This window comes from Oenococcus alcoholitolerans (assembly GCF_051852995.1).
Taxonomy (GTDB): domain Bacteria; phylum Bacillota; class Bacilli; order Lactobacillales; family Lactobacillaceae; genus Oenococcus; species Oenococcus alcoholitolerans.
On sequence record NZ_CP176042.1, the window covers coordinates 523,092 to 536,526 of the forward strand.

A 13,435-nucleotide genomic window follows, 5' to 3' on the forward strand; every position below is an offset into this window, starting at 1 on the left:
ATGAGAAAGATTCTTGATGTAGCCTATGGGAAAGATGAACAGCAGCGTCTAGATCTCTATTTACAAGATTTTACGGCGCCTTTGATATTTTATGTCCACGGCGGCGGCTGGTGGCGAGGGGATAAGCGAAAAGATCAGCCTGTTTACTCCGCATTGCTGAAATCAGGTTTTTCGGTAGCTTCGATAAATTATCGTTTAAGCGATGAAAAAAATCGTTTTCCGGCCCAAATCGATGATTCGCGAAGCGCATTAAGCTTTTTGCTTGCTAGCGATTATACTTTTGATAAAGACAGGATCGGCTTATTCGGTTCCTCTTCAGGCGCTTATATTACCGTGAAATTATCTATTGAAAACGGTTTTCCGGTAGTAAGCTGGTCGGGACAATTCGATTTTCAGGGCTTTTTGAGTACTCACACTGCCATAAAAGGCCGCAAAATGGATGATAACCCTGATCCTGATAAAGGAAGCCGAGCATTATCGTATTACAAATGGATACTTGAACAACTTTTTAATAATGATTTTTCAAATATCGGCCGAGCTACTTTGCAGCACCAAGTAAAAAAAGGTGCCGGACCGCTCTTTTTAGTTAATTCGGCAGCGGAACTAGCTCCTTTAGATGAATTATTTAAAATGCAGGAAGCTTATATAGAAAACGGTCTCACCGTATCTACTTTGATTTTTCCGGGTGATCGTCACGCGCAAGCCTATGAGAAAGATGCGATCGAACCCTCGATCGATTTTCTTAGAAATCATTTATTATAAAAACCATTAGTCAGAAGGCAGCAGGTGAAAAATGAACGAAGAAAAAATACCAGAAAACTATCAAGACATTAAGGACCGTATCGAACTGATGCACAGCCGCGGTTTTGATGTAAGTGAGGATCAATTGATCGAACAAACGGCCAAGGACGGCCTGCAAGCGATCGTTAATGATTTACTCGATGGTGAATATTTTACGGTCGAAAAAATAAATGAAAAGCGGTTCGATATTTTAGGCATCAGCGGAAAAATAGAGGGCAGCATTATTGCAAAGGGCGAAAGTTTCGTTGCCGACTTTAAAAAGGATTCTCAAAGTTTTTGGAATTCGTTATGGTCGCAATCTGAGAAAATAATCGGTCGTTAAATCAAAAACGCAACACTAGTTTGCCGACCGGATGTTCTTTTTCGAATTTTTCATGAAAGGAACGCAGGTTTTCTAGATTAAAATCAGCTTCTTGGGCAATGTTTACTTTGAAAATGCCTTTGCTTATCATCTCAAGTAATCGAGCTAAGGTTTGACCTGAGTTTAAATAGTAACTTTGTACATCTAAAGCTGATTTTTTTGCTTTTTCAGTTAAATCACGGGTTGTCCTTAATTTACCGTTATTTTTTAGCAGTTCCAGCGACTTGTCTTGAGTTTTTCCGCCGACCGGATCGAGGATCGCATCTAATTTTTCGCTGATGGCAGAAAAGTCTTCGTGCCTATAATCAAAAATTTTTATGTTGGGCGCAAATTGTTCTAAAAAATTTTTTCCTTTGGCTGAAGCGGTCGCGTATATTTTATCGGCGCCGATTTCCAGTGCTGCCTGCAATCCTGCAAAACCAACAGCTCCGGAAGCACCATGGATAAGAATAGATTGGCCTTTTTTAAAATTTAATTCCTCGATCACACCTTGATATCCGGTTTGATAACCCAATGCTGATGCTGCAGCTTGGCAGAAGTTAACATTGTCCGGTATCAGCGCCAAAGATTTGGTCTTTATCTTGACAAATTCGGCATAACTATTCAGGTGAGGACTTGCAGCTACTCGGTCGCCGACTTTAAAATTTGTTACTTTTTGGCCGGTTTTAATGATCACGCCGGCCAGACTGGAACCAAGAACTTTGGGAAGCTTATCTTCACCACCGTATTTGCCGGCGCGATAATCAATGTCGTATGGATCGATAGCGGTCGCATAGTTTTTTATGATCACCTGATCCTCTTTTGGATCAGAAAGTTCTCTTTGGCTTTCTTGAAGTACATTTGCTGCGCCGAAACGCCGGATCTCGACTACTTTCATAACGATCCTCCTTCAATTAAAATTATAGTTTATTTTTTTGAAAGGGCTTTTTGCTTTACAATTATAATCATGACTAAAGCTACACAAGCAGTTACCTATGAACTATTGCACGTTGATAAACATACCGGTGCTAGAAGGGGAATAATCCATACACCGCACGGTGACTGGCAAACACCGATGTTTATGCCGGTCGGTACTCAAGCAACGGTTAAATCAGTCCAGCCTCGAGAATTAAAAGAAATCGGTGCTCAATTTATTTTGGGAAATACATATCATTTATGGCTTCGCCCTGGCGATGAATTGATCGCTGCTGCCGGCGGTCTTCATAAATTCATGGATTGGAATGGTCCGATATTAACTGATTCCGGCGGTTTTCAAGTATTTAGTTTGGCCGACTCTCGCTCGATAAGCGAAAAGGGTGTGACTTTTAAGAATAATATTGATGGTTCAACGATGTTTTTATCTCCTGAAGTAGCTATCAAAATCCAAAATAATCTCGGCTCTGACGTCATTATGCAGCTAGATGAGGCTGCTCCTTATTTTGAAAGTTTCGATTACTTAAAAGAATCCAGCGAACGAAGCGTCCGTTGGGCTGAGCGTGCACTTAAGGCACATAAAAATAAAGATAAACAGGCGCTGTTCGGTATAGTTCAGGGGGCTGGATTTTATGATCTTAGAAAAAATTCCGCTAAAAACCTTGTTTCTCTAGATTTACCGGGATATGCGATCGGCGGTCTCTCGGTTGGCGAATCTAAAAAAGAAATGAACCGAGTTTTGGATTTTACTACGCAATGGCTGCCAACTAACAAAGCTCGTTATTTGATGGGTGTCGGTGCGCCGGATTCGCTTATTGACTGTGTTAATGCCGGAATAGATATGTTTGATTGTGTTTTGCCAACGAGAATAGCTCGCAAGGGCAGTCTGATGACCCGTTTTGGCCGAATAGTTATAACGAATCATAAGTATAAAAACGATTTTAGTCAGCTTGATCCAGATCTTGATGATTATGCTTCGACCCATTTTACCAAAGCTTATCTCCACCATTTATTCAATACTCACGAATTGCTCGGCTATAATTTAGCCTCGATCCATAATCTTCGTTTTTTGTTAAAATTGATGGAAGATATGCGCCAAGCGATCGAAAATGATCAAATGGTTGATTTTCGGAAAAAAGTTTTAGATGAATACGGTTATAACCGACCTAATGCGCGGCTTTTTTAATTTAACTCTGTTAAAATTAAACTCGGAGGATTTTGATGTTTGATTTTGTATTTTCTGCAGCTGCACGCTCTAATTCGAACTCTTGGCTGTTTACTATATTGATCTATGCTGTATTGATCGGAGGCTTTTTCTGGTGGACTTCTCGTCGCCGCAAGCAAATGGCTGAACAGCAAAATAAAATGAAAACAGGGCTGGTCAAAGGGGCACACGTCGTAACTATCGGCGGACTTCACGGAATCGTTGATTCGGTTGATGATCAGCGTAAAATCGTTACTTTGGACGTTGAAGGTGTTTATTTGCCATTTGAGTTAAGGGCGATCGCAAGGATCGTTCCCGGTGATGATTTAAATGCCGCTGATAAGCCGAGCGACGATTCTAGCGATAAGAGCGATGACAGCAAAACGGAAGATAAGTCTGATAATTGATAGTATTTTATAAATTAAGGCTGTTTGTTGAAAAATGGCTTTTTTTATTTTAAGGAGGATATTATGAAAATAACTTATTTTGGCCATAGTGCTTTTCAAATAAAAACTGGAAATACGACCATTTTGATCGACCCTTTTATTAACGATAATCCCTTTACAAAAGTTAGGTCAGAAGATTTAGATCCAGATTTCATAATTCTCACTCATGCCCATTTCGATCATGTAGGTGATGCTTTTGAAATATCCAGACGGACTGGTGCAACGATCATTACTCAAACTGATTTTGCTGAATATATCAATGATCATTTACCAGAGGCCAAAGGGGCTCGCGCACAAGGCGTCAACTTCGGCGGAACTTTTTATGCTGAGGATTTTTCTGCTAAAATGTATCCTGCTTGGCACACGGATGCACTCGATTTCAAAGGAAATTTGATGCCGGTCGGTCTAGCAGCGGGATTTGCTCTGACCATTGAAAATAAATTGATTTACGATACCGGCGATACTGGCCTGTTTTCTGATTTAAAATTGGTCGCTTTGAAAAAACCAGTCGATCTAGCTCTTATATGTATTGGCGGCCACTTTACTATGGATGCTGACGATGCTGTTATAGCTGCAGATTATCTGCAAGCGAAAAAAGTTATTCCGATCCACTACAATACTTTTCCACCGATAAAAGCTGATCCTCAGGAATTTGTCGGTAAATTAAACGATGGGGTCGGACTGCTTCCAAAAGTAGATCAGGAATTTGTTTTTTGATTAGATTAGACTGTAATTATGGATATTCAAGAAGAGATCATTAAAAAAATAGAAAAATATCATACGGTCATCATCCATCGGCATCAGCGGCCGGATCCGGATGCGATCGGGTCTCAACTCGGCCTGAAGGCTGGTTTGCAAAAAGCTTTTCCGGATAAAAATATTTATGCGGTCGGAAAAGAAATAACTGGTTTGACCTGGGTCGGGCAGATGGACAAAGTTGATGATGATACGTATAAAGACGCCTTGGTCATCGTTATCGACACTGCCAACGCTGAAAGGATCGATGATGATCGTTATAAAAATGGTGATTATTTGATAAAAATAGATCATCATCCAAACGACGAACCCTTTGGCGATCTTATTTGGGATGAACCTCAACGATCATCATGTTCGGAGATGGTCGCTTATTTGCTTTCCGATAATGATCCGTTATCCTTAGATAAACGATCAGTCAGGTATTTGTACATAGGTATTTGTGGTGATACCGGTCGTTTTATGTATGCTTCAACACCTGAAACCTTTATTGCTGTCAGCCGGCTATATCATTATTCAGCTTTAGTTGACTTTGATGCTATAAATCGAGAGATGTCTTCTATAAGTCTTGTTCAGGCGCGTTTTTCCGGCAAAGTATATCAAGATATGAAAGTCGAGGATCACGTCGGCTGGATCGTTTTAACTAAAGAACAGATCAAGGCCGGCCATTTGGGAAGCGAGGGAACTAACTTCGTTGTTGGCATGTTCGGTTCGATAAAGGAGGTCGTTGTGTGGGCTAATTTTATTGAAAACGATGATGGAAGTTTCAGAGTCCGCTTGCGCTCTAAGGGACCGGTTATAAGTAATGTTGCTAAAATGCATCGCGGCGGCGGTCATGATTTAGCCAGCGGTGCGAAAGCAAAAGATCAAGATGAAATTTCTGAGATAATAAGTCAATTAAAAGAAGGGGTTAGAACTTATTTATCAAAAGAGTCTGAGCCAACAGGAATTAATGGGGATCAATGAAAAATAATTTTGGACAATTTAATCTTAAAGAAAATATTTTAAAAGCTATTGATGGTATTGGTTTTAAAAAACCAACTAAAGCGCAGCAACGCTTGATACCGCCGGTTTTGGCTGGTCGGGACTTGGTTGGCGAATCTGAAACCGGTTCTGGCAAGACTCACGCTTTTTTGCTGCCTATTTTTAATAGCCTTGACCCGAACGCAGATTACGTACAGGCAGTAATAACGTCGCCTTCACGTGAATTGGCTGATCAATTACACAAAGCTTTCTCTGATTTTCAAAGAGAATTAGCAAAAGTAGATCATGCTTTTGCAAGCATTCGGATCGCTAACTATATTGGCGGCAGTGATCGGCAAAAGCAAGTTGAACAGCTTGAAAAACATCAACCGCAGATCGTTATTGGCACGCCTGGTCGAATCAAAGATTTTCTTAAAAATAATTTTTTACTAGTTAATCAGGCATCTTTCTTTGTTGTCGATGAAGCTGATATGGCGTTAGATTTAGGTTTTTTGCCAGACGTAGATGCAATTGCAAGTGCAATGCCGGAAAACCTGCAAATGCTTGTTTTCTCAGCAACGATTCCGGAAAATCTGAATCCTTTTCTTAAAAAATATATGAACGATCCTGTTTTAGAAGAGATACCATCTTCGACGATAATCTCTCCGACTGTTAATAATTATCTGCTCGCTACAAAATCAAAAGATAAAAATCAAGTCATCTTTGACTTGCTGACGATCGGACAAAGTTATTTAACGATCGTATTTGTTAATACACGTAAAAGGGCAGTTGAACTTTCTAATTTTTTGGCGGATCAAGGTCTCAAAAATGCTCAAGTCCATGGTGGGGTCGAGCCTAGAGAAAGAAGACGTTTGATGCGCCAAATAAGGAATGGCGATTTTCAGTATATCGTTGCGACTGATCTGGCTTCCAGGGGGCTTGACATCGAAGGAGTCACTGAAGTTATAAATGAGGATATTCCTAGTGATTTAGATTTCTTTGTTCATAGAGTCGGCAGGACAGGAAGAAATGGTCGTCCTGGAATAGCCATAACTCTTTATGGACCCGATGAAGAAGATGAAGTAGATCAAATAGAAGGACTTGGAATAAAATTTCAACCCAAGCAGTTAAAAGATCATAAATTAGTCGATGCCAAAGACAGAAATAGGCGTAAACATCGCCGGATCACCAGAAAAGATTTTGATCCGGAACTTCACGGCCTGGTTGAAAAGAAAAAACATAAAGTAAAACCTGGATATCGTCGTCAAATAAAAGAAGCTGTTAAACTAAAAAATTTTCGTGATAAAAAAATAAGTCAAAGAACTGCTGCGCGGCGGAAAAAACATAAATAGTAATTCAAAAAAAGATTAAATAAAAACCCGGATTCTTGATTGAAGTCCGGGTTTTTGAATAATTAATTTTTTACTTAGCGCTTGCTGAAGCTAATAACCTGTGCAAACGTGCTTTATCGCGAGATGCTTTGTTCTTTTTGATCAAGTTTTTGCTTTGGGCTTTATCAATAACTGAACTTGTTTTTTGATATAGTTCGTTTAAGTTATCTTTTCCGGCTGCGGCAGCTTTTTCAAAATTTTTAACAGCTGTTCTATATGCACTGATTTGCGGAGCACGGTTTTCACGTTGTGCTCTAGTTAAACGCTCACGCTGAATTGAAGATTCAATAATTGGCATTTTTTCCTCCTGATTTTTAATGATTAACGACGAAGTCCGAGCTTAGAAATCAAAGTACGATAGCGGGTAATGTCGTTTTCACGCAAGTAGCGAAGAAGATTACGACGATGTCCGATCTTCTTCATCAAACCGCGTTGAGATGAATAATCATGTTTGTTAGCTTTTAAATGGTCATTCAATTCATTGATATCAGCGGTCAAAACTGCCACTTGAACTTCTACAGATCCAGTATCGCCTTGATGAATGGCGTATTGTTTGATGATCTGTGTTTTTGCTTCTTGAGTTAAAGCCATGGTTTACCTCCTCAAAATTACCTATAACCTAGCAAAACGTAGCGGTAGGTCGGCGTTGAACTAAGCAATAGGGTCGCTGCTTAATAGACTGCAGCTCTTCAATTATAGCAAATATTTTTTATTTTACATAGTTAATGAACTCATGTAGAATTAGAAGTAACGAAACTCTCTTGGACTAACGGGTTACGCGTCCGGAAAACAGATTCGCAAATACTTTTTTAAAAATAATTTAGTAAGAGGTATCAATCAAATGGTAAATACTAATTTAAGCATCATCCCTTTTGGCGGTGTTCGTGAAAACGGCAAAAACATGTATGCCGTTACGATCAATGATGAAATTTATATTTTAGACGCAGGTTTAAAATATCCGGAAACCGATCTTTTAGGTGTCGATTTTATCGTACCTGATTTTAATTATTTAGTTGATCATGCTGATCAAGTCGTTGGAGTTTTCTTGACACATGGCCATGCAGACGCTATCGGCGCGCTTCCTTACTTGCTTGAAGCGCTTCGTGTACCGGTATTCGGAACAGAATTTACATTGGCTTTGGCAAAGCAGCAAGTTTCGCGCCATCCTGATCTGGCTGACTTTAATGACTATAATGTGATCACACCTAATTCTGTGGTCGAATTTGGCAAAACTAAAGTTTCGTTTTTCAGCACCACGCATTCTATTCCCGAGTCAGTTGGTGTCGTTTTGGAAAGCGAATATGGGCAAATCGTTTATACAGGCGACTTTAAATTCGATAATACAGCCAAGGGATCGTATAAAACAGATTACTCGCGCTTGACTGACATTGGTAAAAAGGGTGTTTTGGCCTTACTGGCCGATGTCAACGGTGTTGAGATGCCGGGTGAATCCGTTAATGAGTCTGCTATTGATGATTATGTCTTCCAGACTTTTAATGAGCATGCATCTAAAAGGATAATCGTGGCAATGGTCGCATCGAACGTGCAGCGATTGCAGGAAGTCATAAATTCTGCTTATCAAACCGGCAGAAAGATCGCTATTTACGGCAACGATCTGGAACAAGTCGTCAAAACAGCTTTAGATTCCCATAAAATCAAGCTCCCGACCAGCTACAATCGACTTTTTACCAATATAAAAAATATTCGTTCCGTTGATGACAATAAACTGGTCATTTTGGAAACTGGTAAAATGGGCGAGCCGATCAAGGACCTTAAGAAGATCGCAAGCGGTGATGATCGATTCGTACATTTGACAAAAAATGATTTAGTTTTCATCGCTACTACTCCATCGATCGCAACAGAATCGATCATGGCTAAAACTCGTAACTTGATTTTCCGTAATGGATCTGAAGTTATCTCGATCAAAGAGACGATTCATTCTTCAGGACACGCAAGTCAAAATGATCTGCAGTTTATGCTTAATTTTATGCAGCCTAAATATTTATTCCCAGTTTCTGGAGAATATCGTGTCTTTTCCGTTGCTGATTATTTAGCTCAAGAAACCGGTATGGATAAAGATCGAATTTTTCTTTCCATGAAAGGTGATCAATACAAGCTCGATCCTGAACGCAAGACCTTTAAGTTAGAGGATTCATTTGAAGTTGATGATACTATGATCGATGGTTCGGATAATGGGGATGTCGGCAATATCGTTCTCAGAGATCGTAAGATGCTTTCTGAAGATGGTGTCGTTATTGCAGCTGCAACTATCGATCGTAAGAAGAAGAAAGTCGTTGCTGCTCCTAGGATAACGACTCGCGGGTTCATCTATGTTAAAACCAATCATCAATTGATCCATGATTCTGCTAAAGCAATGGTCGACCAAATAGATCTTTATATGAACAATGCTGAGGAATTTGATTGGAATGATTTGAAAAACGGCGTTAAAGAAGCTTTGTCTAAATTCTTCTACGAACAAACTAAGCGCCGCCCTGTAATTATGCCGATAGTTATGGAAGTTAATCAAAATCGCCGTCCTAATAGTAAGAAGAAGAACGATCGAAGCAAGGCTGGCTCAAATGCCCAGACTGAAGATAAAAAAAACGTTAAAGCGTCTTCACGCAGAGGCCGTCAAAGAGTAAAATCTACACCAAGAGCGATTCGCCCAAAAAAGGAAATGATTGAAAAAATCAATGCTAAATTAGCAGAAAACCAGAATGCCTGAGAATTCACAACAATTTAAATTTGACGAATTAATGAGAAAGGGCCAGCGGGAAATAGATGCAAGTAATTATCATCAAGCTGCCGGCTTTTTTGAGATGGCCTATGATCAAAAGCAAGAGTTGGATCTTAACAGGATATTAGTTGGTACTTTATATGAAGACCAGCAGTATTCTCTTGCAAATATGTATCTTCAAGATTATCTAGATGATTATTTGAATTCTTATGATCTTTTTAATCTAGCTTTGAATGTCCTTTTGAAAAATCAAAATTTTATTTACGCTAGGGAAATGATAGTTTTTGCGGATCCGCAATGGCAAGATCAAGCTACCAAGCGCGTTTTAGAAGAAGAAAAAAATATAAGGGTCGAAATGGCAGCTACTCAAAGGACTCTTGCCCAATCTTTTTACCATTTATCTGATGGCGATTTTAGAGTTCAACGGGAGAGATTTGAAAATTCATTCAAATTGCCTTTGGAAGAATGGTGGCAGGGAGCCAAGTTTTTGCTCTTGGATCCTTATATAAATCCTTTGATACGCGCTACTTTGATCGAAACGGCACAAAAATTAAGAATCAATGAATCGGTAGAGTATTATTGGCTGGACAATAAACCTTACCGGATCAATCCTGCAGAACTCGGATCTTTGTCAGATGATCCTTTTTACAGGAAAATGAAAGATATTCTTGATCGTGAGCTTGGCAGTGATGATCCGGTCGCAAATGAAAATTTGGCTGCTAATTTGCGGATGCAAGCCAGCTTATTGTACCCAAGGATAGGTGTAGATATAAAAGATCCCGAATTGTGGATAGATGATATGATCAACCAATATCATGGAATAAAAGGTTTTTTGAAAGTTCCTTCCGAGCAGAACAAATTATTTGATTTGGTTAACGACCTTATTAAAGATATCATTCAAAGCGAACAAAATATTTAGTTTTTGTAAAGGAATTTTTGTGTTAGAATATTAATGTTGAATCAAGTAGAGGTTCCCGCTTCTCACCACATGTTAAATGCCATGTTGGTATATATAATTATTTTGGAGGCGGGTTTTATCGTATTTTACGGACCTGCTTTTTTCTACTAAAAAAATGGAGGATTTTTCTTATAGCAAGACCACAACAAAGGCCCAGGCGCCAAATCGATTTAGTCAATCACAATATTCATTTTAGAGAAGTTATGTTGATTGACAATGGTTCTAAAAAGGTTATTAATACTCGCGAAGCCCAAAGGATAGCCGAATCAAGAAATCTTGATCTGGTCATCGTTCAGGCTAAAGCTCAGCCACCTGTTGCACGTATTATGGACTGGGGTAAAGTTAAGTTTGAGCAGCAGAAAAAAGCTCGCGAGAATAAAAAGAAACAGGTTATCGTTCAAATTAAGGAAGTACGTTTAAGTCCCGTTATCGGGGAAGGCGATTTTGAAACTCGTAAGAAAGCTGCTACCAAATTTTTAACTGCTGGTAACAAAGTTAAGCTTAATTTGCGTTTTCGCGGACGTATGATGACCCACCAAAATGTTGGTCGTGATGTTTTGATGAAAATGGCTGATCAGTTAAAAGATCTAGCTAATATTGACCAAATGCCTAAGCTGTTAGGACGTCAAATGTCTCTATTGCTTTCGCCAAAGCCGGAGGTCATTAAGAAAGTCCAATCCGAAAAGAAGAATAAACTGAAGGAGAAAGAAAATGCCAAAAATGAAGACTAATCGTGCTTCAGCAAAACGGTTCAAAAAAACTGCTTCAGGTGGATTTAAGTCGGCACAAGCCTTTACTTCCCACCGTTTCCACGGAAAGACAAAGAAACAGCGTCGTCAATTACGTGGCACAGCAATGATGCATAAAAATAACGTTAAGCGTTATGCAAAAATTTTAAGCAACCTATAATTTGGTCAAGGAGAAAACATGCGAGTTAAAGGAACAAATGTTACGCGTATTCGGCGTAAAAAAGTAATCAAGTTGGCCAAAGGATATCGTGGCCAAAGACATATCAATTTTAAAGTTGCCAAACAGCAAGTTTGGAAATCATATTTATACTCTTACCGTGATCGTAAAAACGTTAAACGTGATTTTCGTAAAATTTGGATCGCCCGTATCAATGCTGCAAGCAGAATGAATGGCATCTCTTATTCTCAGTTGGTTCATGGGTTAAAACTTGCCGGTATCAACTTAAATCGTAAGATTTTGGCAGAATTAGCTATTTCGGATTCTGTGACTTTTTCTAACTTAGCTGAAACAGCTAAAAGTCAAGTAAAAGCTCCAGCACGTAAAGCCGCAACGCTTGAAAGTGAAATAAAAGTTGTTCCAGCAGCATCTGAAAAGAAGGATGGATCAAATAATTCTTCAAATAAAGATGAAGAAAAACCAACTTCTAAATCTACTGTTGCTGAAATAAAAGCATATCTTGATTCTAAGGGAATTAAATATGCTTCCAGCGCTAAAAAAGCTGATTTGCTTGGACTAATTAAATAAAATTTAAAGCAGCTCATTCAGCTGTTTTTTTGTTAAATAAAAAATCGACCTGTTTGAATAGGTCGGATTTTTTAATAAAATTATATTTTTTAATTTGAACTGGATGAAGAACTGGATCTTTGAGAAGAAGATGAGCTGTTTTTACTTGATGAGGAATTAGTTTTACTAGAACTAGACGCCTTGGAACTGGAACCCGAACTAGTACTATTGCTCGTATTTCTATTGCTTACCAAATATTGGTTTAATGCATTTTGTAAAGCTGGATATTGATTGCTTTTTATTTGGACGTTATTTTCATTCAGAACATCGCCGATAACTTGTTGTACCCGACTTGTATCGCTTGCATTGTTGAGCCAATCGCCTGCGATCTTTTCTCTTAAAATATCTCTATAACTGCTCATCGAAGCTTTCTTTGCTCGCGAATCAAGTCTGATGATGAAATATTGCGAATTTATTTCGACAGGGCTTTCGGTATATTGACCGACTTTCAGTTTTTTAGCTGCATCAATGATTTTTGATGAAATATAATTAGAAGCCGAATCAAAGGCCGGTATACGTCCGTTGTCAGCAGCAGAAACTTTATCTATTGAACGTCTTTTTGCCAATGACGCAAAATCAGCGTGATTATTTCTTAAATCGTTTAATACATTTTCTGCATTAGAACGGCTGCTGCTGACGATTATCGATGTGTTCATCGTTGGTGTGTATTGATGGTATGATCTCGTTATCTGCGACTGACTGGCATGATGGTGCTTAGTCGCAGCTTTGATCAAAAGCATTTGAGTTCTTAACTGGTTTCTGAACTGACTGGTACTGATACCTTGCTGGCTTAAAAAAGCAGACCATTGTGATCCGTACTGAACCCTTTGCAGTTGATATGCTTTATCAACATCAGTGCTGCTGACTTGTTTTCCATAAGAATGCTCTAACGATTTGTTCATGACCATCGAAACGAACAGTTGCTGACCAGCTGATGTAGCTGTTACTGATGACATGTACTGGTTTTCCGTTATAGCTCCAGCACGTGAAGAAACTAATACTTTAGTTGAATTTAGTGCTAAATAGGCGCTGCCACCCAAAAAAATAATTATAATGGCTGCCCAGATGTATTTACGCATGTTGCCTCCGTGAAAATGTAACTATTATAGTTTAACGAAAGTTGTCTTTTAACTCAAATATAATAAAAAAACAAACCTTACTTATTGTTTAGGGCCTGTTTTAACTCTGCTAGATCTCGTTCTAACAATTCCTGATTTCTTTTTATTTTTAACTGTTTTTGGTTTAAATCATTGCTTATTCTCGGCAGCTGGTTTTTTAAAGCGTTTGACTCTTTATTCAATTTAGATATGCCGGCGAAAATTTCTTTCAGCAATTTGAAATTTTCTTTGATCGTTATTATAAACTTGAGCATTTTT

The 13,435-nt window shown here is 38.8% G+C and carries 17 protein-coding genes and 1 pseudogene; 13 read left to right on the forward strand and 5 right to left on the reverse strand.

All coding sequences use genetic code 11. The annotated features are described in order from the left end of the window. Together ACKP2L_RS03115 and ACKP2L_RS03120 are read left to right on the forward strand one after the other, a co-directional pair. The gene (locus ACKP2L_RS03115; protein ID WP_439425917.1) at positions 1–762 is read left to right on the forward strand and encodes an alpha/beta hydrolase fold domain-containing protein; all 762 of its coding nucleotides are present in this window, start codon (positions 1–3) and stop codon (positions 760–762) included. A 31-nt stretch (positions 763–793) separates the two neighbouring features. Next, positions 794–1,123: a hypothetical protein gene (locus ACKP2L_RS03120; protein WP_439425918.1), complete on the forward strand. Its 330-nt coding sequence runs from the start codon at positions 794–796 to the stop codon at positions 1,121–1,123. 1 nt (position 1,124) lies between these two features. On the opposite strand, the gene ACKP2L_RS03125 is transcribed toward ACKP2L_RS03120, so the two are convergent. Continuing rightward, positions 1,125–2,039: an NADP-dependent oxidoreductase gene (locus ACKP2L_RS03125; protein ID WP_439425919.1), complete on the reverse strand. Its 915-nt coding sequence runs from the start codon at positions 2,037–2,039 to the stop codon at positions 1,125–1,127. 69 nt (positions 2,040–2,108) lie between these two features. Between ACKP2L_RS03125 and tgt the strand changes: the two genes are divergently transcribed. From tgt to ACKP2L_RS03150, 5 genes are all read left to right on the forward strand, one after another. Continuing rightward, a complete protein-coding gene (gene tgt, locus ACKP2L_RS03130; RefSeq protein ID WP_439425920.1) occupies positions 2,109–3,260 on the forward strand; it encodes a tRNA guanosine(34) transglycosylase Tgt in 1,152 nt (383 codons plus the stop codon). 35 nt (positions 3,261–3,295) lie between these two features. Continuing rightward, complete coding sequence (gene yajC, locus ACKP2L_RS03135; RefSeq protein WP_439425921.1) at positions 3,296–3,685, forward strand: preprotein translocase subunit YajC; 390 nt, start codon at positions 3,296–3,298, stop codon at positions 3,683–3,685. Positions 3,686–3,748: 63 nt separating this feature from the next. Then, on the forward strand, positions 3,749–4,441 hold the full coding sequence (locus ACKP2L_RS03140) for a metal-dependent hydrolase (protein WP_439425922.1): 693 nt from the start codon (positions 3,749–3,751) through the stop codon (positions 4,439–4,441). Between the two features lie 18 nt (positions 4,442–4,459). After that, positions 4,460–5,443, forward strand: coding sequence for a DHH family phosphoesterase (locus ACKP2L_RS03145; RefSeq protein WP_439425923.1), 984 nt, complete (start codon positions 4,460–4,462; stop codon positions 5,441–5,443). Continuing rightward, positions 5,440–6,792 carry a DEAD/DEAH box helicase gene (locus ACKP2L_RS03150; RefSeq protein WP_439425924.1) on the forward strand — a complete coding sequence of 451 codons (1,353 nt, stop codon included), beginning with the start codon at positions 5,440–5,442 and terminating at the stop codon, positions 6,790–6,792. The genes ACKP2L_RS03145 and ACKP2L_RS03150 overlap by 4 nt, the downstream gene beginning before the upstream one ends. Positions 6,793–6,862: 70 nt before the next feature. On the opposite strand, the gene rpsT is transcribed toward ACKP2L_RS03150, so the two are convergent. Both rpsT and rpsO read right to left on the reverse strand, forming a co-directional pair. Further along, on the reverse strand, positions 6,863–7,129 hold the full coding sequence (rpsT, locus tag ACKP2L_RS03155; protein WP_439425925.1) for a 30S ribosomal protein S20: 267 nt from the start codon (positions 7,127–7,129) through the stop codon (positions 6,863–6,865). Between the two features lie 23 nt (positions 7,130–7,152). Next, a complete protein-coding gene (gene rpsO / locus ACKP2L_RS03160) occupies positions 7,153–7,422 on the reverse strand; it encodes a 30S ribosomal protein S15 (RefSeq protein WP_439425926.1) in 270 nt (89 codons plus the stop codon). 250 nt (positions 7,423–7,672) lie between these two features. Here rpsO and ACKP2L_RS03165 point away from each other — a divergent pair, with 250 nt between their 5' ends. The 6 genes and pseudogenes from ACKP2L_RS03165 (at position 7,673) to ACKP2L_RS03190 (ending at position 12,020) form a co-directional block, all read left to right on the forward strand. Continuing rightward, on the forward strand, positions 7,673–9,556 hold the full coding sequence (locus ACKP2L_RS03165; protein WP_439425927.1) for a ribonuclease J: 1,884 nt from the start codon (positions 7,673–7,675) through the stop codon (positions 9,554–9,556). Next, a complete protein-coding gene (locus ACKP2L_RS03170) occupies positions 9,549–10,487 on the forward strand; it encodes a hypothetical protein (RefSeq protein WP_439425928.1) in 939 nt (312 codons plus the stop codon). Before ACKP2L_RS03165 ends, ACKP2L_RS03170 begins: the two co-directional genes overlap by 8 nt. A gap of 242 nt (positions 10,488–10,729) precedes the next feature. After that, a complete protein-coding gene (infC, locus tag ACKP2L_RS03175) occupies positions 10,730–11,257 on the forward strand; it encodes a translation initiation factor IF-3 (protein WP_439425929.1) in 528 nt (175 codons plus the stop codon). Then, on the forward strand, positions 11,238–11,435 hold the full coding sequence (gene rpmI / locus ACKP2L_RS03180) for a 50S ribosomal protein L35 (RefSeq protein ID WP_439425930.1): 198 nt from the start codon (positions 11,238–11,240) through the stop codon (positions 11,433–11,435). Before infC ends, rpmI begins: the two co-directional genes overlap by 20 nt. A gap of 18 nt (positions 11,436–11,453) precedes the next feature. Continuing rightward, positions 11,454–11,849 (forward strand): annotated as a pseudogene (gene rplT / locus ACKP2L_RS03185) (50S ribosomal protein L20); the annotation flags it as partial. A gap of 90 nt (positions 11,850–11,939) precedes the next feature. Beyond that, entirely contained in the window at positions 11,940–12,020 is an 81-nt protein-coding gene (locus tag ACKP2L_RS03190) for a hypothetical protein (protein ID WP_439426192.1), read from the forward strand. Positions 12,021–12,109: 89 nt separating this feature from the next. On the opposite strand, the gene ACKP2L_RS03195 is transcribed toward ACKP2L_RS03190, so the two are convergent. Further along, on the reverse strand, positions 12,110–13,138 hold the full coding sequence (locus ACKP2L_RS03195; protein ID WP_439425931.1) for a peptidylprolyl isomerase: 1,029 nt from the start codon (positions 13,136–13,138) through the stop codon (positions 12,110–12,112). Positions 13,139–13,215: 77 nt separating this feature from the next. Further along, the gene (locus tag ACKP2L_RS03200; protein WP_439425932.1) at positions 13,216–13,431 is read right to left on the reverse strand and encodes a hypothetical protein; all 216 of its coding nucleotides are present in this window, start codon (positions 13,429–13,431) and stop codon (positions 13,216–13,218) included. Between the last annotated feature and the right edge of the window lie 4 nt (positions 13,432–13,435).

Bases quoted from the DNA above. Each gene is read 5' to 3' on its own strand.
- ACKP2L_RS03115 (WP_439425917.1), top strand. From the start codon at position 1: ATGAGAAAGATTCTTGATGTAGCCTATGGGAAAGATGAACAGCAGCGT.
- ACKP2L_RS03120 (WP_439425918.1), top strand. From the start codon at position 794: ATGAACGAAGAAAAAATACCAGAAAACTATCAAGACATTAAGGACCGT.
- ACKP2L_RS03125 (WP_439425919.1), bottom strand. From the start codon at position 2,039: ATGAAAGTAGTCGAGATCCGGCGTTTCGGCGCAGCAAATGTACTTCAA.
- tgt (WP_439425920.1), top strand. From the start codon at position 2,109: ATGACTAAAGCTACACAAGCAGTTACCTATGAACTATTGCACGTTGAT.
- yajC (WP_439425921.1), top strand. From the start codon at position 3,296: ATGTTTGATTTTGTATTTTCTGCAGCTGCACGCTCTAATTCGAACTCT.
- ACKP2L_RS03140 (WP_439425922.1), top strand. From the start codon at position 3,749: ATGAAAATAACTTATTTTGGCCATAGTGCTTTTCAAATAAAAACTGGA.
- ACKP2L_RS03145 (WP_439425923.1), top strand. From the start codon at position 4,460: ATGGATATTCAAGAAGAGATCATTAAAAAAATAGAAAAATATCATACG.
- ACKP2L_RS03150 (WP_439425924.1), top strand. From the start codon at position 5,440: ATGAAAAATAATTTTGGACAATTTAATCTTAAAGAAAATATTTTAAAA.
- rpsT (WP_439425925.1), bottom strand. From the start codon at position 7,129: ATGCCAATTATTGAATCTTCAATTCAGCGTGAGCGTTTAACTAGAGCA.
- rpsO (WP_439425926.1), bottom strand. From the start codon at position 7,422: ATGGCTTTAACTCAAGAAGCAAAAACACAGATCATCAAACAATACGCC.
- ACKP2L_RS03165 (WP_439425927.1), top strand. From the start codon at position 7,673: ATGGTAAATACTAATTTAAGCATCATCCCTTTTGGCGGTGTTCGTGAA.
- ACKP2L_RS03170 (WP_439425928.1), top strand. From the start codon at position 9,549: ATGCCTGAGAATTCACAACAATTTAAATTTGACGAATTAATGAGAAAG.
- infC (WP_439425929.1), top strand. From the start codon at position 10,730: ATGTTGATTGACAATGGTTCTAAAAAGGTTATTAATACTCGCGAAGCC.
- rpmI (WP_439425930.1), top strand. From the start codon at position 11,238: ATGCCAAAAATGAAGACTAATCGTGCTTCAGCAAAACGGTTCAAAAAA.
- ACKP2L_RS03195 (WP_439425931.1), bottom strand. From the start codon at position 13,138: ATGCGTAAATACATCTGGGCAGCCATTATAATTATTTTTTTGGGTGGC.
- ACKP2L_RS03200 (WP_439425932.1), bottom strand. From the start codon at position 13,431: ATGCTCAAGTTTATAATAACGATCAAAGAAAATTTCAAATTGCTGAAA.